Origin of the sequence: Rhabdothermincola sp., assembly GCF_036846205.1 — a bacterium.
In the GTDB taxonomy this organism is placed as follows: domain Bacteria; phylum Actinomycetota; class Acidimicrobiia; order Acidimicrobiales; family Acidimicrobilacustridaceae; genus Rhabdothermincola.
In genome coordinates, this window is sequence record NZ_DAIUCK010000056.1 from 1 (window position 1) to 20,283 (window position 20,283).

At 70.4% G+C, this 20,283-nt stretch carries 19 protein-coding genes; 10 read left to right on the forward strand and 9 right to left on the reverse strand.

Translation table 11 applies throughout. The features are described 5' to 3' along the window. The first annotated feature begins 42 nt into the window (after positions 1–42). Positions 43–843 (forward strand): enoyl-CoA hydratase-related protein, encoded by an 801-nt coding sequence (locus tag V7004_RS09545; RefSeq protein ID WP_334143602.1) that lies wholly within the window; start codon positions 43–45, stop codon positions 841–843. A 136-nt stretch (positions 844–979) separates the two neighbouring features. Continuing rightward, complete coding sequence (locus tag V7004_RS09550) at positions 980–2,698, forward strand: N-acyl-D-amino-acid deacylase family protein (protein ID WP_334143603.1); 1,719 nt, start codon at positions 980–982, stop codon at positions 2,696–2,698. A 45-nt stretch (positions 2,699–2,743) separates the two neighbouring features. On the opposite strand, the gene V7004_RS09555 is transcribed toward V7004_RS09550, so the two are convergent. Further along, entirely contained in the window at positions 2,744–5,071 is a 2,328-nt protein-coding gene (locus V7004_RS09555) for an arylsulfatase (RefSeq protein ID WP_334143604.1), read from the reverse strand. Between the two features lie 86 nt (positions 5,072–5,157). Here V7004_RS09555 and V7004_RS09560 point away from each other — a divergent pair, with 86 nt between their 5' ends. The 3 genes from V7004_RS09560 to V7004_RS09570 all read left to right on the forward strand — a co-directional run bounded on the left by V7004_RS09560 (position 5,158) and on the right by V7004_RS09570 (position 7,587). Continuing rightward, positions 5,158–5,802 (forward strand): adenylate/guanylate cyclase domain-containing protein, encoded by a 645-nt coding sequence (locus V7004_RS09560; RefSeq protein ID WP_334143605.1) that lies wholly within the window; start codon positions 5,158–5,160, stop codon positions 5,800–5,802. A gap of 92 nt (positions 5,803–5,894) precedes the next feature. Beyond that, on the forward strand, positions 5,895–6,395 hold the full coding sequence (locus V7004_RS09565; RefSeq protein ID WP_334143607.1) for a DUF4352 domain-containing protein: 501 nt from the start codon (positions 5,895–5,897) through the stop codon (positions 6,393–6,395). Positions 6,396–6,678: 283 nt separating this feature from the next. Further along, positions 6,679–7,587, forward strand: coding sequence for an LCP family protein (locus V7004_RS09570; protein WP_334143625.1), 909 nt, complete (start codon positions 6,679–6,681; stop codon positions 7,585–7,587). Here the strand turns inward: V7004_RS09570 and V7004_RS09575 are convergent. Then, positions 7,568–8,908 (reverse strand): cytochrome P450, encoded by a 1,341-nt coding sequence (locus V7004_RS09575; RefSeq protein ID WP_334143608.1) that lies wholly within the window; start codon positions 8,906–8,908, stop codon positions 7,568–7,570. The two genes, V7004_RS09570 and V7004_RS09575, sit on opposite strands and share 20 nt — an antisense overlap. A 101-nt stretch (positions 8,909–9,009) precedes the next feature. On the opposite strand from V7004_RS09575, the gene V7004_RS09580 reads away from it, so the two are divergent. Beyond that, positions 9,010–9,729, forward strand: a complete 720-nt coding sequence (locus tag V7004_RS09580) for an MTAP family purine nucleoside phosphorylase (RefSeq protein ID WP_334143609.1) — start codon at positions 9,010–9,012, stop codon at positions 9,727–9,729. After that, positions 9,720–10,976 carry an amidohydrolase gene (locus tag V7004_RS09585; RefSeq protein ID WP_334143611.1) on the forward strand — a complete coding sequence of 419 codons (1,257 nt, stop codon included), beginning with the start codon at positions 9,720–9,722 and terminating at the stop codon, positions 10,974–10,976. Before V7004_RS09580 ends, V7004_RS09585 begins: the two co-directional genes overlap by 10 nt. 23 nt (positions 10,977–10,999) lie before the next feature. Here V7004_RS09585 and V7004_RS09590 read toward each other — a convergent pair whose 3' ends face one another. After that, positions 11,000–11,224 (reverse strand): hypothetical protein, encoded by a 225-nt coding sequence (locus V7004_RS09590; RefSeq protein ID WP_208028861.1) that lies wholly within the window; start codon positions 11,222–11,224, stop codon positions 11,000–11,002. 84 nt (positions 11,225–11,308) lie between these two features. Between V7004_RS09590 and V7004_RS09595 the strand changes: the two genes are divergently transcribed. Together V7004_RS09595 and arsC are read left to right on the forward strand one after the other, a co-directional pair. Next, positions 11,309–11,746: a hypothetical protein gene (locus V7004_RS09595; RefSeq protein ID WP_334143612.1), complete on the forward strand. Its 438-nt coding sequence runs from the start codon at positions 11,309–11,311 to the stop codon at positions 11,744–11,746. Between the two features lie 7 nt (positions 11,747–11,753). Next, positions 11,754–12,110 (forward strand): arsenate reductase (glutaredoxin), encoded by a 357-nt coding sequence (gene arsC, locus V7004_RS09600; RefSeq protein WP_334143614.1) that lies wholly within the window; start codon positions 11,754–11,756, stop codon positions 12,108–12,110. 17 nt (positions 12,111–12,127) lie between these two features. Here arsC and V7004_RS09605 read toward each other — a convergent pair whose 3' ends face one another. The 6 genes from V7004_RS09605 to V7004_RS09630 form a co-directional block, all read right to left on the reverse strand. Then, positions 12,128–14,395 carry an MMPL family transporter gene (locus V7004_RS09605; protein WP_334143615.1) on the reverse strand — a complete coding sequence of 756 codons (2,268 nt, stop codon included), beginning with the start codon at positions 14,393–14,395 and terminating at the stop codon, positions 12,128–12,130. An 82-nt stretch (positions 14,396–14,477) separates the two neighbouring features. Then, complete coding sequence (locus V7004_RS09610) at positions 14,478–16,067, reverse strand: alkaline phosphatase D family protein (protein WP_334143616.1); 1,590 nt, start codon at positions 16,065–16,067, stop codon at positions 14,478–14,480. 23 nt (positions 16,068–16,090) lie between these two features. Next, complete coding sequence (locus V7004_RS09615; RefSeq protein WP_334143619.1) at positions 16,091–17,386, reverse strand: acyl-CoA dehydrogenase family protein; 1,296 nt, start codon at positions 17,384–17,386, stop codon at positions 16,091–16,093. Positions 17,387–17,547: 161 nt separating this feature from the next. After that, entirely contained in the window at positions 17,548–18,156 is a 609-nt protein-coding gene (locus V7004_RS09620) for a hypothetical protein (RefSeq protein ID WP_334143620.1), read from the reverse strand. Positions 18,157–18,213: 57 nt separating this feature from the next. Then, the gene (locus tag V7004_RS09625) at positions 18,214–18,831 is read right to left on the reverse strand and encodes a J domain-containing protein (RefSeq protein WP_334143621.1); all 618 of its coding nucleotides are present in this window, start codon (positions 18,829–18,831) and stop codon (positions 18,214–18,216) included. Positions 18,832–18,878: 47 nt separating this feature from the next. Beyond that, positions 18,879–19,316: a hypothetical protein gene (locus V7004_RS09630; RefSeq protein ID WP_334143623.1), complete on the reverse strand. Its 438-nt coding sequence runs from the start codon at positions 19,314–19,316 to the stop codon at positions 18,879–18,881. 60 nt (positions 19,317–19,376) lie between these two features. Between V7004_RS09630 and V7004_RS09635 the strand changes: the two genes are divergently transcribed. Beyond that, on the forward strand, positions 19,377–20,283 hold a 907-nt coding region (locus V7004_RS09635), incomplete at its 3' end, for an AMP-binding protein (protein WP_334143624.1).

The following is a 20,283-nucleotide window of genomic DNA, read 5'->3' on the forward strand; positions in this document are numbered from 1 at the left end:
GGGACGGGCCGGTCGGGCCGGGCGAGGCGCGACACTGGCGCCATGTCTCTGGTCCTGGTCGACGTTCCCCGCCCCCACGTGGGGCTCATCACCCTCAACAAGCCCGAGCGGCTCAACTCGATGTCGTTCGGTCTGGTGCAGGCCCTCTACGAGACGATCGAGGAGGTGGCCGACGACAACGAGATCTGGGTCGTCGTGCTCACCGGCGCCGGGCGCGGGTTCTGCTCGGGCCTCGACCTGCACGACCGGGGAGTCCCCCCCAACGTGGAGGGCCTGGGCTTCGCACGCCTGGCCATGAAGTCGATGTCGTACATGGGCGGTGTCGTGCCCGCCATGCGGGCCATGCCCCAGCCGATCATCGCGGCCATCAACGGGGCCGCGATCGGGGGTGGGATGTGCCTCGCCCTGGGAGCGGACATCCGCTACGCGGGGGAGTCCGCCACGTTCGCCAACGCGGGTATCACCAACGGCCTGACGGGGAGCGAGCTCGGCATCACCTACCTGCTGCCCCGGGCAGTGGGTCTGTCGAACGCGGCGGAGATCCTGCTCACCGGTCGCCGTTTCGATGCCCACCACGCGCTGCAGATCGGGCTGGTCTCGCGGGTGCTCCCGGACGACGAGTTGCTCGATCACGCCTTGGACACCGCGGCGCACATGTGTGAGCTGTCCACGTTCGGCGTGCAGATGACTAAGCAGTGCCTCTGGGCGAATCTCGAGGTCGGCAGCTTGCAGGCCGCCATCGATCTCGAGAACCGCAACCAGCTCCTCGCTGGCTACACGGGCAACCTCGACGAGGCGATCGCCGCCTGGCGGGAGAAGCGCAAGCCGGTCTACGAGGAGTGAATGACCCCTCTCCCCCCGGCGTTCGAGGGCTCGGGTCGTCACTGGCACGCCCGCGGGCTGGACATTGGGCATGGGGCACAGCAGCCACTAATCTGACGGGTCGTCAGAACTCATCGCCGGCTCCCGGAGGCCCCTCATGCTCGATTACCTCATCAAGGGCGGCACCCTCGTCGACGGCACCGGTTCACCGCCTCGGGTGGCCGACGTCGGCATCCGCGGCGGCCGTATCGTCGCCATCGGTGAGGTCGACGAGGGGGCTTCCACCACGCTCGATGCCGGTGGGCTTGTCGTGTGCCCAGGCTTCATCGACCCGCACACCCACTACGACGCGCAGCTTCTCTGGGACCCGGCCGCGTCCCCCTCGAACATCCACGGTGTCACCACGATCATCGCCGGCAACTGCGGGTTCACCCTCGCGCCCCTGAAGGCCCGGGACGCCGACTACCTGCGGCGGATGATGGCCAAGGTGGAGGGAATGCCGCTCGCCGCCCTGGAGAACGGGGTGGACTGGAAGTGGGAGACCTTCGCGGACTACCTGAACCGCCTGGAAGGGCATCTCGGCGTCAATGCCGGGTTCCTCGTGGGGCACTGCGCCCTGCGCCGCTACGTCATGGGAGAGGCCTCGGTGGGCGGCGAGGCCACGCCCGAGCAGGTCGACGCCATGGTCCAGTTGCTGCATGAGTGCATCGAAGCTGGTGGTCTCGGCTTCTCCACGACCCTCTCGAAGACCCACTCCGACGGCGACGGCCAGCCGGTGCCCTCGCGCTGGTCGAACCGGGACGAGCTCCTCGCGCTCTGCGCGGCGGTCAAGGCCCACGAGGGCACCACGCTGGAGGGCATCGTCGACGGCTGCCTCGACCGCTTCACCGACGACGAGATCGACCTGTTCATCGCGATGTCGCTCGCGGCGAACCGGCCCATCAACTGGAACGTGCTCACCGTTGACTCGCACGAGCCCGACCGCGTCCCACGCCAGCTGAGCGCGTCGACCAGGGCCCGGGAGGCGGGGGCACGGATCGTGGCTCTGACGATGCCGGTGCAGGTGCCCATGAACATGAGCTTCCTCAACTACTGCGCCCTCAACATGCTCCCTGACTGGGGCCCGATCCTGGGCTTGCCGGTGCCGGAGCGCATCGAGAAGCTCCGTGACCCGGCCACCCGGCGGTTCATGCTGGAGCGGGCGGGCAGCGAGGAGGCCGGCGTCTTCCGCCGCCTGGCCGACTTTGCCAACTACGTGATCGGCGACACGTACTCCGCGGCCAACGAAGGTCTGAAGGGGCGGGTGGTGGCCGACATCGCTCGGGAACGAGGGCAGGATCCCTTCGACACCCTGGTCGAGATCGTGATCAACGACGACCTCCGCACCATCCTCTGGCCCATCCCGCCCGATGGCGATGACGCCTCCTGGGCGCTGCGCAAGCAGGTGTGGGACGACGACCGGGCCATGCTCGGCGGCTCCGATGCCGGCGCGCACCTGGATCGGATGTGCGGCGCGCCCTACACCACCCGCTTCCTCGGCGACTGCCTGCGGGGCCGGCGGCTCGAGCCGCTCGAGCGAGCGGTGCAGATGCTCACCGACGAGCCAGCCAGGCTGTTCGGCTTGCGTGGTCGAGGACGCATCGCCGAGGGCTATGCCGCCGACGTTGTCGTGTTCGATCCCGAGACGGTGGGCGCGGAGCACGCGACGCTCGTCAACGACCTTCCCGGGGGAACGGCGCGGCTCACCGCGGCCGCGAACGGCATCGTGCGGGTCCTCGTGAACGGGGTGGAGACGGTGGCCGACAACCAGGCGGTGGGCGCGCTGCCGGGGACGGTCCTGCGCTCCGGCCGTGACACGGAGACGGTCCTGCCCTAGGCGATCCCGGGCCGTCGCTCGGCGACGGCGGCCGCCGGGCGACCGCTACTCGAAGCGAGCGCCCATCTCCCGCAGCACATCGATCATGCGCTGGGGTGAATCGGGTGCCGGGTCGCCAGGTTCGTAGCGGACCGAGTCGAGCGCGCCGGTGAACGGGAACGGCCCGAAGCGCTCGTAGAGGTCCCATGCCACGGGTGAGCGCCGGTCGATGCCGACGTCGATGCCCTCGAACGGTGCCATGCCGAACAGCATGGGCACGCCCTCCAGGGTGGCGCAGACCCGGCCATCGACCCGCACCGTCACGTCCCAGCGGGTCCGGCCGGGCGCGTGCAGGTCGACCACGATCTCCCGCGCGCCAGCAGGGACCTCGCCAGCGGACAACCGGCGAAGACGTCCTCGCCCGTCGTTGTGGACGAACACCGCCTCGTCGTCGAGGACGTAGAGCCCGTAGCCAGACCCCTGATCGCCGTGGGCCACCAGGTAGCCCCGGTCACCCGGACGGAAGCCCCCGAGGCGAGCCGTGATCCGACAGGACCGGAACCAGATGAGCTGCACCGACCGCCAGCGCTCGAGCGTCGGCGTGCCGGGGCGGATCGTGACGGGTTCTGCGAAGGCATCCACCCACGGGGGGCGCACCAGGTACTTCACACTCGATCCCTCGTCCAGGGGGTAGACCTGGAACCGCCAGGCCGCCCGATCGAACGCCTCGGCGAGCTCGCGCACGCGGTCCGGGTGCTCGGAGGCGAGATCGTTGAGCTCCGTGGGGTCGGTCTCGAGGTGGTACAGCTCCCATTCGGCGTCATCGAAGGGCGTGAGCGGCCGATGGAGGGTCACCACCTCCCATCCCTCCCGGTAGAAGCCCCGATGGCCGAAGGTCTCGTAGTGCTGCTCGACGTGGCGGCTCGGGGCCTGCGGGTCGCGCAGGGTGGGCACGAAGCTGGTCCCCGCCAGAGGCTTGAGGCGCTTGCCGTTGCGCTCCTCGGGTCGCTCGATGCCGATCAGCTCGAGGAGGGTGGGGAGCACGTCGGTGACGTGGGTGTACTGCCGGCGGAGCTGGCCGGCCTGCTCGGCCAGCAGCCGGGGCCAGGAGATGATGAACGGCACGGAGTGGCCGCCGGCATGCGTGTTGAGCTTGTAGAGCCGGAACGGGGTGTTGCCGAGCATGGCCCAGCCGCGGGGGTAGTGCGGTGTGGTCCGGGGTCCACCGATGAGGTCGAAGCGTTCGAGGTCGGCTGCGAGGTCGTCACCCTGCAGGAGGTGTACGTAGTAGGCGGTGGTGCCGACCGCCTCACCCTCGCGGGACGCGCCGTTGTCGGACGTGAAGATGACGATGGTGTTGTCGAGCTCGCCGAGCGCGTCGAGCTCGGCGAGCAGCCGGCCCAGGTTCTGGTCGATGTTGTCGACCGCCGCCGCGTAGACCTCCATGTACCGAGCGAAGAGCTTGCGCTCCTCCTCGGACAGCTCGTCCCAGGGGCGGACGTCGTTGTCCGGCTCGGCGTTGCGGGGGGCGAGCTCGGTGCCCGGCTCGAGGATGCCGAGCTCGAGCTGGCGGCGGTAGCGCTGCTCCCGGAGCACGTCCCAGCCCGCCTCGTAGGCCCCCCGGTACTTCTCGATGTCGGTCGGCTTGGCGTGCAGCGGCGCGTGGACCGCGGCATGAGCGAAGTAGCAGAAGAACGGCGTCCGCGGGTTGGCGGCTTTCACCTCGCGGATCATCGAGATCGCTCGGTCGGTGAGGTCGTCGGTGAAGAAGTAGCCGTCGGGGTAGCGGTCGATGTCGACTTGATGGTTGTCCTCGACGATCCGGTGCGGGTGGTGCAGGTTGGTGAACGCGTCGAGGACGCCGTAATAGCGGTCGAAACCCCGTTGGCAGGGCCAGGAACGCTTGTCGCCGGCCGCGTTCTGCAGCGCGTCGAGCGTGAGGTGCCACTTCCCGAGGGCCATGGTCGCGTAGCCGTGGTCTCGCAGGATCTCGGCCATGGTGGCGGCGTGCTCGGTCAGCTCCATCGCGTACCCGGGGAATCCGGGGTCCGCGTGGGGTACTGTGCCCACGCCCGCATCGTGGGGGTTGAGCCCGGTGAGCAGTGCCGCCCGGGTGGGCGAGCACATCGGCGCCGAGTGGAAGTTGGTGTAGCGCAGGCCCCGGTCGGCAAGCGCGTTGAGGTGCGGGGTGTCGATCTCACTGCCGTAGGGGCCGATGTCGGCGTAGCCGAGGTCGTCGACGAGCATCACGATGACGTTCGGTGCGCCCTCCGGCGGGGAGGGGCGCGGCGGCCACCAACCCTCCGAGCCGGCGAAGGTCCGACCGACCCGACCCTGGTGGCCGGCGTAGGGAGCCAGCTCGTCGTGTTCCACCCCACATGACTGCTCGTTCATCCCCGCCTTGCCTAGCACGGGCACGGCGGCCCGCGTGACCGAAACGGCATCGATGGCGCGGCCGGCGATCGGTAGGGTGACACGAGGTGGAGACAAGCGAGCAGGCCTCCCGTGATCCGTGGCCCACGAGGGCGGGTCCCGACGCCGTGGGCGACGCCATCGCCGGCATCGAGCCGCCGGTGCCCGACGATCGCGCCGGTGAGCCGATTGCCGTGCGCCGCTCCTTCGCCTTCGTGGACATCACTGGCTTCACGTCGTACTGCGACCGCTACGGCGACCGCGAAGCCATCGCGCTGCTCACCCGCTTCCGCTCCCACGTGCGCGACATCGCGGCCCGCCGCGGGGTGCGGGTGGCGAAATGGCTCGGCGACGGGGTCATGCTGGTCGCCGTTGACGACAGGCCGCTCGTCGCCGCGGTCACCGAGCTGGTGGTGCGCTGCGCGGCGTTGGGCATCGACACCCACGCGGGGATCTGCGCAGGTACGGCCCTTCTGTTCGAAGGGGACGACTACGTGGGCCGGCCCGCCAACGTGGCGGCGCGCCTGTGCGACGTGGCGTTGCCCGGGCAGGTGCTGGCCACCCAGCTCCGTGGGCCGCTCCCGAACTGGGTCGAGGACCGCGGGCCGTTCTCGGTGTGGGCGAGAGGAGTCGGCGAGCTCGACGACGTGCACGATCTGCGGGTGACCCCGACGATCGCGGTGGAGCTGAAAGGCGACGGCGCCGCCGCCTAGGCCGGCGCGGCGCCAGCTGCTGTGGCTTTGCCAGGGGTGTCGTGGCCGGCAAGCCTCACCTGCCTCCGAGCAGTCACTAACGTGCACGGCCGATGGGATGGAGGCGGGTCGCGCTGAGTGCCGGCTCGGCGGCATGCGTGGTGGCGGCGGTGGTCGCGGGCTGCACGGTCAAGGACGGCACCATCGAAGAACAGGTCAGGTCGGTGCCGGTCGGCGAACCGATCGAGTCCGGAGGCGTCTCGGTCGTGGTGGAAGAGGCGCGCGTCGCGGGCAGCGTGAGCTACGGCATGCGGTCGGGACGCTTCCTCGTGTTGATGGTGACGATGCACTCGGAGCGGGACGCCCCGTTCGAATACGGCCCGCTGGATTGGCGCTTGTACACGGACGACGGTGCGTCGCTCGAGCCGGTGGTGGTCGGCGAAGACGACCGGCTGGGCTTCGGGACCCTCAGCCGCGGCCAGCAGACCTCGGGTCGCCTCGCCTTCGACGTGGGCGAGCATCCTGCGCAGGGAAGGGTCGAGATCCGCTCGATCGACGGCACGGTGGAGGGATCCTGGCGGATCGCCGAGCCGGCGGTGAGCACCACGACGTGATCCCGGCCGTATCATCTCGGCCATGACCGGCGAGCGGTCGGGCACTGAGCGGCCGCGGCGTCACGTCGTGATCGGGCCTGAGTACGTGGGCGTGAAGCCCGGTACCGGAGCCCCACCGGTCGCCCCCGGGCTCCCTTCAGCGGTAGCGCCCGCCACCCGGGCTCGGCGCGCTGCACCGGGCAGTCGGCGGCGGCCGGCACCCCAGCGACCACCGGCGCCGCAGGCTCCTCGGGTCAGCAGGCGGCGGGGTGTTCCACTCCGGCGGGTTCTCCGGGTGGCGCTCATGCTCGTGTCGGCACTCGTGCTGCTGGCCGGCGCGCTCTTCGCCTTCGGCTGGTGGCAGTTCCGGCGCATCGACAAGGTGGCCGTCGCCTCGCTCTCGGCATCCAGCGGCCAAGGCACCAACTACCTCATCGTGGGGTCCGACTCCCGACAGGGCATCGACCCGCAGGCTCCCGACGCCGGGGCGTTCCTCGGTGAGGGGGTCTCGGGGGAGCGCACCGACACCATCATGGTGCTGCGGATGCAGGACTCGGGCAGCGCGCTGCTCTCCATCCCTCGGGACCTCTGGGTGAAGAACCCGGTCACCGGCGAGATGGGCCGCATCAACTCGGTGTACCAGAACGGGCCGGCCGCGCTCGTGCAGGCGGTACGGAACCTGGGCATCCCCGTGCAGCACTACGTGGAGATCGACTTCGTGAGCTTCGCCACGCTCGTCGACGCCGTCGGGGGTATCACGGTGGACTTCGCCCACCCGGCGCGCGACACCCACTCGGGGCTCGACGTGCCCACCGCCGGTCGGGTGACCCTCGATGGCGCGCAGGCCCTCGCGTACGTGCGCTCCCGCTACTACGAGGAGTTGGTGGACGGCTCGTGGCGAGCTGATCCCACCTCGGACCTCGGGCGGGTCCAGCGCCAGCGGGCGTTCCTGCAGGCGCTGCTCTCGAAGATCGCGAGCACGAAGAACCCCGTGGCCCTCGCCCGGCTGGCGTCCGCCATGGGCGGCGGGATGCGCATCGACGACCGGCTCACCTACCTCGACGCCCTCGGCCTGCTGTGGCAGGTGCGCGGCGGGTTCCACCCCGAGTCGCTCACGCTCCCGGTCACCAACCGCACGACCTCGGGAGGGGCCGCGGTGCTCGACCTCGACGCCGCGCAGGCCCGTCCGCTGATCAGCCGCTTCGGCGGTTGAGCGGTGGGCGGGGCGTGAACGAGGCCTTCATCCGCTTGATGCCGTGGATGAACGCGGACTGCAGCATGTCGGGCTCGCTCGAGACCTCGATGTCGGGCAGGCGGGACAGCAGTTCCTCGAACATGACCCGGATCTCCCGGCGGGCGAGGTTCGCGCCCAGGCAGAAGTGCGGCCCACCCGCGCCGAAGCCCACGTGATCATTCGGTGAGCGGGTGACGTCGAAGCGGAACGGCTCGTCGAACACCTCCTCGTCACGGTTGGCAGAGTTGTAGAACATCACCACCCGGTCACCGGCGGCGATCTCCTGGCCGCCGAGCACGGTGTCCTCGGTGGCGGTGCGGCGGAAGTGGATCACCGGGCTGGCCCAGCGCACGATCTCTTCCACGGCCGTTGGCGACACGCCATCCAGGTCGGCGAGCCAGCGTTGCTTCTGGTCGGGGTTGCGGGTGAGCTGCAGCAGCCCGTGGCTGATGGCGGTACGGGTGGTCTCGTTGCCTGCCACCACGAGCAGCACGAAGAACGAGCCCAGCTCGCTGGCGCTGAGCCGCTCGCCGTCGACCTCGGCGTGCATGAGCGTGGAGGTGATGTCCTCACGGGGGTTCGCCAGGCGCTCCTCCGCCAGCTCGAGCCCGTACTGGAAGAGGCCGAAGCCCGCGGCCATGAGGTCCTCGAAGGTCGATACGTATTCGGGGTCGCCGACCCCGAGGATGGTGTTGGTCCACTCGAAGATCTGCCGCTGGTCGCTGGCGGGAATGCCCATCATCTCGCAGATGATCTGCAGGGGCAGGGCGGCGGCTACCTCGCTCACGAACTCGACCTCCCCCTTCTCGCAGATCGCGTCGACGATGGCGCGGGCTTGCTCGCGCACGTGGTCCTCGATGCGGGCGATGTGGCGAGGGGTGAAGCCCCGGTTGACCAGCTTGCGCAGCTTCGTGTGGCGAGGTGCGTCCATGTTGATCATCGAGCCCAGGAACTCAGCGATCTCCTGGGGGATGTCACCGATGTTCGTGCCACCCAGACCGGAGGCGAACAGCTCGGGGTGGCGGCTCACGTGCATGACGTCGTCGTAGCGGGTCACGGCCCACCATTCGATCTCGCCAGGGTGGGGCAGGCCCCGCGCCAGGTTCTCGGCCAGCAGGACGGGATCGGCGGCATCGGGATCGAAGAAGGGCAGGCCACGCTGCCGGGAGACCGGCAGGTCACGGCGGAGGGCGGCGAAGGCCTCCTCGCGCTGGGGACCCATCCACAGCGCGCCGTCGGCGAGGTCGACGTCCTCACCCCGAAGCTCGGTCGTGCAGGGATCGGTGTCGGTGGGGGCCATGGGTGCACCCTAGTGGCACAGTGTTTCCCGTGTCCCTCCCAGGAGCACCCCGTGGGCACGCCACCGCAGATCGTCCGCCCGGAGCCGGTCGGTTGGCGGTGGTGACCGGCACCAACCCGCCCGCGGCCGCGCTGGCGGGCGGCTCGGAGCCGGTGGCGGTGGGCACGCCGCGCGGCCCGGTGGAGGTCTTCGATGCGGGCACGCACGTCGTGGTCGGCCGCCACGGCTCGGAGGTCAGTGTCCCGGCTCACCTGGTCGACCACGAACGGAATCTCCGGGCGCTGGTGGCCCTGGGTTGCGACCGGGTGCTGGCGGTGGCCTCGACGGGCAGCTTGCGGCGGGATCTGCCCACCGGGTCGGTCATCGCTCCCGACGACCTTTTCGGGCCGTGGGTGAACCCGACGATCTTCGACGACCAGCGCGGTCATTCCGTTCCCGGGTTCGACCCGGTGTGGCGCGCGGAGGTCGTGGGCGCGTGGCGGGACCGAGCGGCGACCCCGATCCACGATGGTGGGGTGTACGTGCAGACCGGTGGGCCGCGCTTCGAGACCCCGGCGGAGATCCGCTTCTTCGCCACCGTGGGTGATGTGATCGGCATGACCGTCTTCGCCGAGTGCCTCATCGCCCGGGAGCTGGGCTTGAGCTACGCCGCGGTGTGCGTGGTCGACAACCTCGCCAACGGTCTCGGTGATCGACCACTCACCGTCGAGGAGTTCCGGGCCGGGGTCGAGCACAACCGGGACCGCATGGTTCGAGACCTCTCCCGAGTGATCCCGGCCCTGTCCCCCGAAACCCCCAGCGGTGGCGGACCGTGGGCCTGACGGTCCTACGGGCATCGCTGGCCGGCGCCGAGGTCGGGGTGCGGGCCGACGACGGGGTGATCGTGGCCCTCGGCCCGGAGGTGGTCCCCGAGCCGGGCGACGAGGTGCTCGACGCGCACGGCATGGCCCTGGTGCCCCCCATGGTGAACGCCCACACCCATGCCGCGATGACGCTGTTCCGCTCGTTCGGTGACGACATGCCGTTGCGGACCTGGCTCGAGACCCGCATCTGGCCGGCCGAGGCCAGGTTGCGCCCCGATGACGTCTACTGGGGGACGCGGCTGGCGTGTCTGGAGATGATCCGCTCTGGGACCGCCCGGTTCTTCGACATGTACTGGCACGCCCCGGAGGCGGCCCGCGCGGTGCACGACTCGGGGTTGCGGGCCGTGCTGGCGGCGCCGTTGATCGACACCGGGAAGGCCAGTGGTCTGGCGGCGTTCAAGGACGACGCGCTGGGCTCGCTGGAGCGCATCCGTCCCTTCGAAGCGACGGGGCGGATCCTGGCCACGCTCGGCCCGCACGCGCTGTACACGGTGAGCAGGCCATCGCTGGAATGGCTCGGCGAGCTGATGGCCGAGCGTGGCCTCGGCTGCCAGATCCATCTGTCCGAGACCAGGCGAGAAGTGGAGGACTGCGTCGCAGAGACCGGTTTGCGTCCGGCGGAGCTGCTGCACGCCTGCGGGCTGCTCGGCCCTCGGACCGTGGTGGCCCACGGATGCTGGCTGGACCCCCACGAACTGGCGCTGCTCGCCGAGACCGGTACGACGGTGGCCACCGTGCCGGTGTCGAACCTGAAGCTGGCGGTGGGCAGGCACTTCCCCTACCTCGACGCCCTGGCGGCGGGAGTGCGCCTCGGGCTCGGCACCGACGGCACCGCCTCGAACAACAGCCTGGACCTTTTTCAGGACGTCAAGGTGCTGTCGCTGGTCCAGAAGTTCGCGGCGGAGGACCCTGCGGTGATGCCGGCGTCCGAGGCGCTGGCCATCGCCCGGGGGCAGCGCTCGCCCCACCTCGGCGGGTGCGCCATCGAGCCCGGCGGACCGGCGGACTTCCTGCTGGTGCAGCTCGACACGCCCGAGGTCTCGCCTGGCGATCTCGACGCCAACCTGGTGTACGCCGCCACGGGTGCCGTGGTGGACACCACGGTGGTGGCCGGCCGGGTGCTGATGCGGGGGCGGCGGGTCGCCGGCGACGAGGAGATCCTGGCAGAGGTCCGGGGCCGGGTCGGCCGTCTGACCGGTGGCTGAGCCGGTCCCGATCTGGACGCCGCTCAGATGTCGAGGAGCTTGATCAGCGAGATCGCGGACAGCGGCCCGTAGTAGGTGTCGCGGTTGGGGGTCTCGAAGCGGTAGGCCTTGACCCCGATGGGGTCATGGGTGGGCTGGCCGGACTCGTCGAGGAACTCCATCTCGACCACCTCGAAGGTCCCCAGCTCGACGGAGTACCACTCACCGGCGATGACGACTCGAGACACGCGCTGCAGCGGGATCGACATGGCGGCTCCTCACAGGCTCGGGGTGATCGGCAGGTAGAGGCCCGACACTAGCGAGAGGGGCTGGGGCGTACGCTCGGTGCGTCTATGACCCGCTCACCGTCCGGCTCGCTCACCCCGTTGTGGCTCTCGCACCACTTCCCCGAGCACTACGACCGCTGCGCGGTGATCGCCGGGCGGCACATCTGCCGCCGCTGCCTGGTGCTGTACCCGCTGGCCTTCGTGGTGATGGGACTGGGGTTGGCGGGGGTGCACTGGCCCCCGGCGTTGGACCCCGTCGCGCTGTGGCTGCTGCCGTTGCCGGCGGTGGTGGAGTTCGTGCTGGAGCATCGAGGGGTGCTGGCGTACCACCCCGTGCGGCAGGTCCTGCTCACCATCCCGCTCGCCCTGGGGTTGGGGCGTGGCTTCACGCTCTACCTCCAGGATCCGGGGAGCAGGCTCTTCTGGTCGGTAGTGGTGGTCTACGGGGGACTGTGCCTGGCCGCGGCGCTGCTGCGCCGTCGCCCGGAGGGGCCGTCGGTATGATCCGGCGATGGCCGAGGTCGTCATCTACCACAACCCGCGCTGCAGCAACTCCCGCCGGGCACTCGATGTGCTGCGCGAGCGGGGCGTCGAGGCCGAGGTCGTGCGGTACCTCGAGACGCCGCTCGACCGGCCAGCGCTCGAACGGCTCGTCGCCATGTTGGTCGACTCGCCGGCCGCGCTGGTGCGCCACGACAAGCGCTTCGCCGAGCTGGGCCTGGATCCGGAGGGTTACCGGGACCCGTCGAGCGTCGTGGAACTGCTCGCCGAGCATCCGGAGCTGATGCAGCGGCCCGTCGTCGTGGCCGGCGGCAAGGCGATCATCGCCCGCCCACCGGAGGAGAAGCTCGCCGCCTTCCTGGGCTGACCCGGCAGCCCCGCTCGTCACACCGGGGTCGGCACCGGGGCATCGGGTTCGGGCTCCTCGTCCTCGCCGCCCGGGGCACGCTCACCATCGGTCGTTGCGGCCCGACCCTCGTCCACGTGGATGTTCGGCAGGATCCGGTCAAGCCAGCGCGGGAGCCACCAGTTGGCTTTGCCCATGAGCTCCATGGTCGAGGGCACGAGCACCATGCGGACGATCGTGGCGTCGACGAAGACCGCCACGGCCAGGCCGAGGCCGATCATCTTGACGGTCGGGTCGGGGTTGGTGACGAACGAGAGGAACACCGCGATCATGATCAACGCCGCCGAGGTGATGACCCGGGCGGTGTCGGCCAGCCCGATCACCACACTGGTGTGGCTGTCGCCGGAGCGGAGGTACTCCTCCCGGATTCGGGAGAGGAGGAAGACCTCGTAGTCCATGGAGAGGCCGAAGAGGATGGCGAACATCATCACCGGGACGAACGCGGCGATGATGACGGTCTCTTCCAAGCCGATGGCCCCTCGGCCCCAGCCCCACTCGAACACCGCCACCAGCACGCCGTAGGCCGCGCCGATCGACAGGAGGTTCATCACCGCGGCCTTGAACGGCACGAACAGTGAGCGGAACACCATCATCAGCAGGAGGAACGATCCGCCGAGCACCACCGCGAACAGGTACGGCATCCGCTCCGTGATCCGGTTGGTCAGGTCGATCAGCTCGGCGGTGGTGCCACCGATGTAGACCTGGTCGGGATCGATGCCCGTGCCCTGAAGGGCTTGCGGCATCTGGGCCCGGAGGTTCTCGACCAGCTGCTTGGTCTCCGGGGCATTGGGCCCCGATCGGGGCACCACCTCGATGAACAGGATCGTGTAGTCGGGTGGGTTGCTCCCCGGGATCACCCGAGCCACATCGGGGATCGCTTCGAGCTTCTGGACGAAGCCCTCCACCAGGGTGAGCGTCTGCTGCGGGTCAGAGGAGGCGTTCGGGGGGAGCGGGCCCACGAGCAACAGCGGGCCGTTCGCCCCCTCACCGAAGCCCTGTGTGATGAGGTCGTACGCCTTGCGCTGGGTGGTGCCGGCCGGCGCGCTGGCGTCGGTCGGGAAACCGAGATCGATACGCAGGAGCGGCACCGTGAGCACCAGGAGCACGACGAGGCTCGCGGGCGCGAACAGCCAGGGTCGGCGGGCCATCTCGTGGGCCCAGCGGGCGGAGAGGGTGCGGCTGAGCTGGTCGGCCGGGAGCTCCTGGGTGCGGTGGTGCCACGGGAGTCGCAAGCTGTCGACCCGCCGGCCGAGCAGGCCGATCATCGCCGGGAGCAAGGTCAGGGCCGCGCCCATCGTGACCAGCACGAACAGGGCGGCGGTGAGGCCGAGGGTGCGAACGTAGGGGATGCCCATCACCCCCAGCGCGACCATCGCCAGGCAGACCGTCAGCCCGGCGAAGAGCACGGCCGAGCCGGCGGTGGCGAGTGCGTTGCCCACGGCGTCGTCGGTGTCCATCCCCTCGGCCAGGTTCTGGCGATAGCGGCTGACGACGAACAGGGAGTAGTCGATACCGACCCCGAGGCAGAGCATGGTGCCGAGGATCGGGCCGATGCTGCCGATCTCGAACGAGCGCTCGAGGATGACGATCAGCGAGGTCGCGACGCCGAGCGAGAAGAGCGCGGTGCCGATCGGCAGGAGCATCGCCACGCCCGATCCCAGCGAGATCAGCAGGATGATGACCGCCAGCGCCAGCCCGACGTCGTCGGCGTGCTCGGAGATCGCCGAGCGGGGCGCGTTGTAGATGTCCACCACCGCTCCGCCGAACTCGACCTCGATGCCGGCGGCCGATGCCGGCTGGGCGGCCTGCTCGAGCTGGTCGACCACGCCGCTGCCGACCTGGTCCGCGGGGACGGTGAACTGGACAGACGTGTACAGGATGGTGCCGTCAGGCGAGATGTTGCCGGCGAAGACCGGGTCGGTCAGGGGATTGTCGAGCGGGGCCACGTTCGGCAGCGCCTGGAGGTTGGCGAGCACCTGGTCGATGGCCTGCTTGTTCGGTGGGTCGGTCACCTTGCCGGCCTGGGTCTGGAAGACCACCGTGGCACTGGTGCCGGTGGCGGCCGGGAACTGCTGCTCGAGCAGGTCGATCGCGCGCTGCGCCTCGGTGCCGGGGATGGTGAAGTTGTCGATCGGCCGCCCGCCGGCACGGTTGGACACCATGCCCAGCGTGACGGCCAGGAGCAGCCACAGGGTCAGGAACCACCAGTGGTGCCGGGCGGCGAACCTCCCGAGTCTGCCGAGCACGCTGTCTCCTCCCAGCCGCCGAGCGTCCAACCGTACACGGCGCCCGGTGGCCGCAGCGGGAGGCCGCTGCGGGCTCGGGCGATCAGATCGGGCGGGCTCCGGGCGTGCCGGCTTCGACCACCCAGCTCGAGAGGGTGGTCACATCCGCGGTCGGCTCGGCGGTGGTGGTGACCCCCCGTAGCCAGCACCGGCAGTCGTGCTCGGTCAGCTCCAGCACGCCGTAGCCGTTGGCGCGCAGGTCGGCGAAGCGCACCTGCGGCAGGTCGCTGATCGAGTCCTGCACGATCGAGGCGAACTCCTGGGGGAACGTCGACGAGATCGCCCCGCCCACGAACTCTGTGCCGACGGTCGGACCGTTCTCGGTGGCTTGGAGGTCAGCGACGCCGAAGGCATGGATGTCACCGGTGACCACGATCAGGTTGCTGCCCGCCGCGCCCGCCGCGTCGAGAATCTGGCGGCGCTCCGCGTCGTAGCCGTCCCACTGGTCGAAGTTCAGTACCGCGCCCGCGATGGGCAGCCGGGCCATGACCGTCTGGTTGGCGAGCACGTCCCAGATCGTGGTCGAGGACCCGATGCCCTGGAGCAGCCAGTCGCGCTGGTCCGTCCCGAGCATGGTCTGCGAGGGCGAGGTCTCGTCCCCGCAGGGGAGGCCGAAGGTGGGGCTCCCCGGTGCCGAGCACGCCTGGTCGGATCGGTGCTGGCGGCCGTCGAGGACGAAGAACGAGGCGAGCCGTCCCCAGTCGAGCTTGCGGTACAGCTCGAGGGCAGGCCCCCGGGGAGGCTCGACCCGAACCGGATGGTGCTCGTAGAAGGCCTGGTAGGCCGCCGCCCGGCGCTGGTCGAACTCCTCGACGGGATCGGCGTTCTCGCTGGCCGAGCCCGCGTAGTCGTTCTCCACCTCGTGGTCGTCCCAGGTCACCACCCAGGGGCATGCGGCGTGCGCGGCCTGGAGGTTCCCGTCGCTCTTGTAGAGCGCGTAGCGGTTGCGGTAGTCGGCGAGCGAGCGCACCTCCGGGCCGTTGTGCTGCCGGACCGCCCGGTCGCTGACGCCACCTTCGTAGATGTAGTCGCCGAGGAACAGCACCAGGTCGGGCCGTTCGTCGATCAGGTGGGGGTACGCGGTGTAGAAGCCGGACTGCCAGCTCTGGCAGGAGGCGAAGCCCACCTTGAGGGATCCGCTGGCGGGCATCGCATCGGGTGCGGGTGCGGTGCGGGTGCGGCCGACCGGGCTGGTGAACTCGCCGATGCGGAACCGGTACGCGTACCAGGTGTCGGGCTCGAGACCGGTCGCGTCGACGTGAATGCTGTGCCCGAACGCGGCTCGTGCGGTGGCCAGCCCCGCCACCACCACCTCGTCGAACGACTCGGTGGTGGCAATCTCCCAGAGGACCTCCACGTCGTCGTCGCCCATGCCTCCGCCCGTGAGCGGCTCCGGTGCGAGCCGGGTCCAGAGGATGAGGGAGTCGGGGAGCGGGTCGCCAGAGGCCACCCCGAGGGTGAACGGCGAGGTGGTCAGCGACGCCGGTGCGGCGGGCACCGCGGCTGGAGCAGTGGTGATCGGAGCCCGCCCACCGCTGCCGGTGTCTCTCGTGCATGCCATCGCGACGCCGGCGACCACCGCCGCCAGGAAGGCGCGCCGCGACAGTCCCTCCTCCTGACCCCCCGTGCGCATGGGGGGATCGTAGGGCCGGGCGGCTAGGCCTGCTGGGCTTGCTGGGTTCCGACCGTGAGCTCCCGGAACGGCACGTCCTTGTCGAGGCGCGGCTCGGAGGGCAGGCCGAGCACCCGCTCGCCGATGATGTTCTTCTGGATCTCGTCGCTGCCGCCGTAGATCGACACCGCGGGCGCGAAGAGGGTCATCTCGGTGACCATGCCGTTCAGCGGGGCATCGCCTCCGGCGAGCATCCCACCCGCGCCGACGATGCGCATGCCGAGGTCCCGCGACAGGCGGGTGATGCGGCTCATGGAGAGCTTGGCGGTGTTCGCCTCGGGCCCGGGACCACGCCCGGCGGCCTTGGCGGCTTTCATCCGCAGGGTGGTGTAGCGGGCGATCTCGTTCATCGAGTACAGCCGCATGAGGTCCTGTCGGATGGTCGGGTCACCGGCCACCCCGCAACCCTTGGCCAGCTCGATCATCAGATCGCCGCCACCGATCGGCCCACCTCCGCCGCCACCACCGCCGCGGCGAGCGCTCACGAAGTCGCCCGCCCGCCGCTCGAGGAAGCCGGCCTTGCCGCCGGGCACCGCACCACCGGCGGCGCCGCTGCCACCAGCGCCGAGGCCGGCTCGCTCGTTGGCCAGGGTGGTGTTCGCCACCGCCCAACCGTTGTTGAGCCCACCGATGAGCGCATCGTCCGCCACCCGGCAGTCGGTCATGAACACCTCATTGAACAGGGCACGGCCGGTCATCTCCCGCAGCGGCCGTACGTCCATGCCGGGCTGGTCCATCTCGATGGCGAAGTAGCTGATGCCGCGGTGCTTGGGGACGTCGGGATCGGTGCGGGCGAGGAGCATGCCCAGCTCGGCCCACTGCGCCCCGGAGGTCCAGACCTTCTGGCCATTGACGACCCACTCGTCCCCGTCGCGTACCGCCCTGGCCTGTAGGCCGGCGAGATCCGAGCCGGCGCCGGGCTCGCTGAAGAGCTGGCACCACATCTTGCGACCCTTGACGATGTCGGGCAGGTACCGGCGCTTCTGCTCGTCGGTGCCGTGGGCGATGATCGTCGGGCCGGCCAGCAGCAGCCCGAGGCCGGCGGGGCCGGCCAGCGCACCGTGGTCGCGGAGCTCCCGGGACACCACGTTGGCCTCGTCGCGACTCAGCCCCCGGCCGTACCACTCCACCGGCCAGGTCGGCGCGGCCCAACCGGCTTCGCCGAGCCGATCCCACCACTCGCCCACGGTCAGGTCGGGATCCCAGTTGGCGTCCAGCCAGGAGCGCAGTTCCCTGCGCAGGTCGGCGTAGCTGTCGGTCTCGGCTGCGGTGACGGTCACGGTCGGCCCCCTGCGTTCGATCCGCCGGTGGAGCCATTCGACCCCAAACTTGACCGAACGGTCAAGTTCATCGCTCCCCCTCCTTCCCGAACTGGCAGGTCAAACGCGTGGTGGGGCACGCGTTTCACCTGCCAGTTGGGGGAGGAGAGCGGTGGGGGTGGCTAGTCGCAGACCATCACCAGGACGTGGTCGGGCTTGGTGGCAGCCGCTTCCAGCACCTCGAAGGCGTTCTCGGCCAAGGGAACCAGATCCTGGCGCCCTCGAAACCGTTCGCGATCGAGGGCCCGGAACCGTGCCAGGGCCGCCTCCACGTCATCCTGTGAGAGCCAGCCCTTGTGTCCCGGCCCGAGGTGGGGAACGAGGGCTTCGAGTGCAGCCGGGCCGGCATGCGCGGCCGCCAGGAGCTGCAGCTCCCGCCCGAGCGCCAGCCGGCGGGCCTCGGACGGAGGCCAGCCGAGATCCGGCAACCGCCGCTTCAGCAGACTCGGGGCGCGAAAGGCGCGGCTGGGGGTGAGATGCGGCGCCATCAGCACCCGGTACCACTCGACCACCTGGTTCTCCTCGAACGAGGCCTCCCACTCGTCCGGACCGGCGACGCGCAAGCTGCCGACATAGCCATGGACGATGGGATCCTTGCTGTGCCAGATCTCCACTGCTCGGTCGCGGAGCCGGAGCAGGCCGTCCTGACGGGAGGACGGTCCGCCCAGGAGGCGGTCGAGCTCACGGTGCAGCTCGATGGGGTCAAGCATCCAGGCCCGGCTGAGGATCACCTCGCCATGTTGGCCGACCACACTGCGTGGCAGGCGGATGGCACCAGCCGCGCAGTTTCAGCGCGAGAGGAGTGCCAGCGCGTCGACCAGCGCGCCGACCACCGGCTGGATGGGGGGCGAGGGGGCCGCCTCGATGGACTCGAGTGTGCAGAATGCTTCGGTGCCCTCGGCCCGCCCCTGGAGGGTGATCAGCAGCGAGCACGTCGGCCCATCCTCGAAGCGCACGATCGTCTCGAGGATCCCGAGGTGGCGGTCGACGTAGCCGATGTGGCCGATCTGACCGGCGGCGTCGAAGAGCGCAGCGAACGCCTCGTCCGCAGGTGCGTGCAGGAAGAGGGTGTCACCCGACGCGAGCTGCGCGTCGACGACCCCCCGAGGGGCCTGCTGCCCGGCACCCGGTGCCGGTCGGGCGGCCGTGCCAACGCCGGTCGGGGCAGGTTCGCCGGATGGCGGGGTGACGTCGAGGGTGACGTCGAGGGTGCCGGCGTCGGAGGCGGCCGCGGTGGCTCGCAGGATGGCGAAAGCTTCGGTCAGTCGAGCGGCTCGGGGAGTGGCCTCGGCGCCGGCGACGTCGGGGTGGTGTTCGCGCACCAGGCGGCGGTAGGCGGCCCGCGCCTCGGCCATGGTGACGCCAGGCCTCAAGCCGAGAACGGCGAGCGCTTCTCGTGCGTCCACGAGATGACGGTAGTCAATGGGCGGTGGGCCGGCGGTGCCGGCAGGGGTCAGCCCGGCCGCCTCATCTGGACCGCTCGGGTGGCGAGTTGCTGGCCGCCGGAGCCGACCGCTACCAGAACCACGGTGTGCGTCGCCCCGTCGCACGGCAGCCCGAGCTCGTAGGTGCCGGAGGTGGGGGCAGGGGGCTCGGCCACGCTGCGCTGGTCGACCAGGAAGGCGACCGTGTCCGCGGTGGTCTCGTACGTGGCGGTGACCGCCGTGGTGCCCGCGTCACAGTTGACGCTGGGTGGCATCTCGAAGCGGGTGATGAGGGGTGCGGTCGCGGTCGGGGTGCTGGTCGGCGGGGAAGCAGCGACGGTCGTGATCGTGGTCGTGGCCGAACCCTCGCCCCGGCTGCCCGACAACCCGCGGTCGCTGGTGGTGTCGCCGCCACATGCCGGCAGGAGCAGGGAGGCCGACAGCACCGCGAGCACGAGGGGGCGCATCGGGTGCTCAGGCTAGGCCGATCGGCACGGGCGCGACGCAGCCGCCTAGTCTCCGCCGCCGTGCTACTGGATGTCGGCGACCGACTCGGTGACCCGCCTGCGCCCGAGGCGGTCGCGGTCGACGATCTCCTCCGTCGCCGCACCTGGGGAGAGCTCGCCGATCGGGTGGCGCAGGTCGCGACCTGGCTGCGGGAGCATCAGGGTCTGCGTCCCGGTGACCACGTGGCGATGGTGATGGGGAACCGGGTGGAGTTCGTCGAACTGGTGCTCGGTTCCGTGCTCGCCGGGGTGTGGCTCACCCCCATCAACTGGCACCTGACCGCTGAGGAGGCGGCCTTCATCGTCGGTGACTCCGGAGCACGACTGCTCGTGGCCGACCCCGAGTTCGAGTCGATGGCGCGGGCGGCAGCGGGGGAGCGTCCGGTCGTCGTCGTAGGGGAGGAGCTGGACTCGGCCCTCGACACCCTCGGGCCGATCGCCAGCGACGCCCTCGAGTTTTCGGGCCCCGCAGGCGGCAACATGTTCTACACCTCGGGCACCACCGGACGGCCGAAAGGGGTCAAGCGCACGGCGCAGCCCACGGTGCGCCAGCAGCTGCGATCACTGGCCCGTGGCGGTCGCGTGCTCGGGCTCGACGGTACCGGCCCCCATCTGGTCACCGGGCCGCTGTACCACGCCGCGCCGGTGGGGTTCGCGGTGATGGACCTGCTGAACGGCGCGCCCCTGGTGCTCATGCCCAGATGGGACCCGGCCACCGCTCTGCGGCTCATCGAGGAACGGTCCGTCCGTCACACCCATCTCGTGCCCACCATGTTCGTGAGGTTGCTGCGCCTGCCCGACGAGGTGCGCGAGCGCTTCGACCCCTCCTCGCTGTCGCTGGTGCTGCACGGCGCGGCCCCGATCGCTCCGAGCGTCAAGCGGCAGATGATCGAGTGGTGGGGGCCGGTGCTGGTGGAGTACTGGGGGG

Excerpts from the sequence above, each read along its gene's own strand:
- V7004_RS09545 (WP_334143602.1), top strand. The coding sequence starts at position 43 with ATGTCTCTGGTCCTGGTCGACGTTCCCCGCCCCCACGTGGGGCTCATC.
- V7004_RS09550 (WP_334143603.1), top strand. The coding sequence starts at position 980 with ATGCTCGATTACCTCATCAAGGGCGGCACCCTCGTCGACGGCACCGGT.
- V7004_RS09555 (WP_334143604.1), bottom strand. The coding sequence starts at position 5,071 with ATGAACGAGCAGTCATGTGGGGTGGAACACGACGAGCTGGCTCCCTAC.
- V7004_RS09565 (WP_334143607.1), top strand. The coding sequence starts at position 5,895 with ATGGGATGGAGGCGGGTCGCGCTGAGTGCCGGCTCGGCGGCATGCGTG.
- V7004_RS09570 (WP_334143625.1), top strand. The coding sequence starts at position 6,679 with ATGCTCGTGTCGGCACTCGTGCTGCTGGCCGGCGCGCTCTTCGCCTTC.
- V7004_RS09575 (WP_334143608.1), bottom strand. The coding sequence starts at position 8,908 with ATGGCCCCCACCGACACCGATCCCTGCACGACCGAGCTTCGGGGTGAG.
- V7004_RS09590 (WP_208028861.1), bottom strand. The coding sequence starts at position 11,224 with ATGTCGATCCCGCTGCAGCGCGTGTCTCGAGTCGTCATCGCCGGTGAG.
- V7004_RS09595 (WP_334143612.1), top strand. The coding sequence starts at position 11,309 with ATGACCCGCTCACCGTCCGGCTCGCTCACCCCGTTGTGGCTCTCGCAC.
- arsC (WP_334143614.1), top strand. The coding sequence starts at position 11,754 with ATGGCCGAGGTCGTCATCTACCACAACCCGCGCTGCAGCAACTCCCGC.
- V7004_RS09610 (WP_334143616.1), bottom strand. The coding sequence starts at position 16,067 with ATGCGCACGGGGGGTCAGGAGGAGGGACTGTCGCGGCGCGCCTTCCTG.
- V7004_RS09630 (WP_334143623.1), bottom strand. The coding sequence starts at position 19,316 with ATGCGCCCCCTCGTGCTCGCGGTGCTGTCGGCCTCCCTGCTCCTGCCG.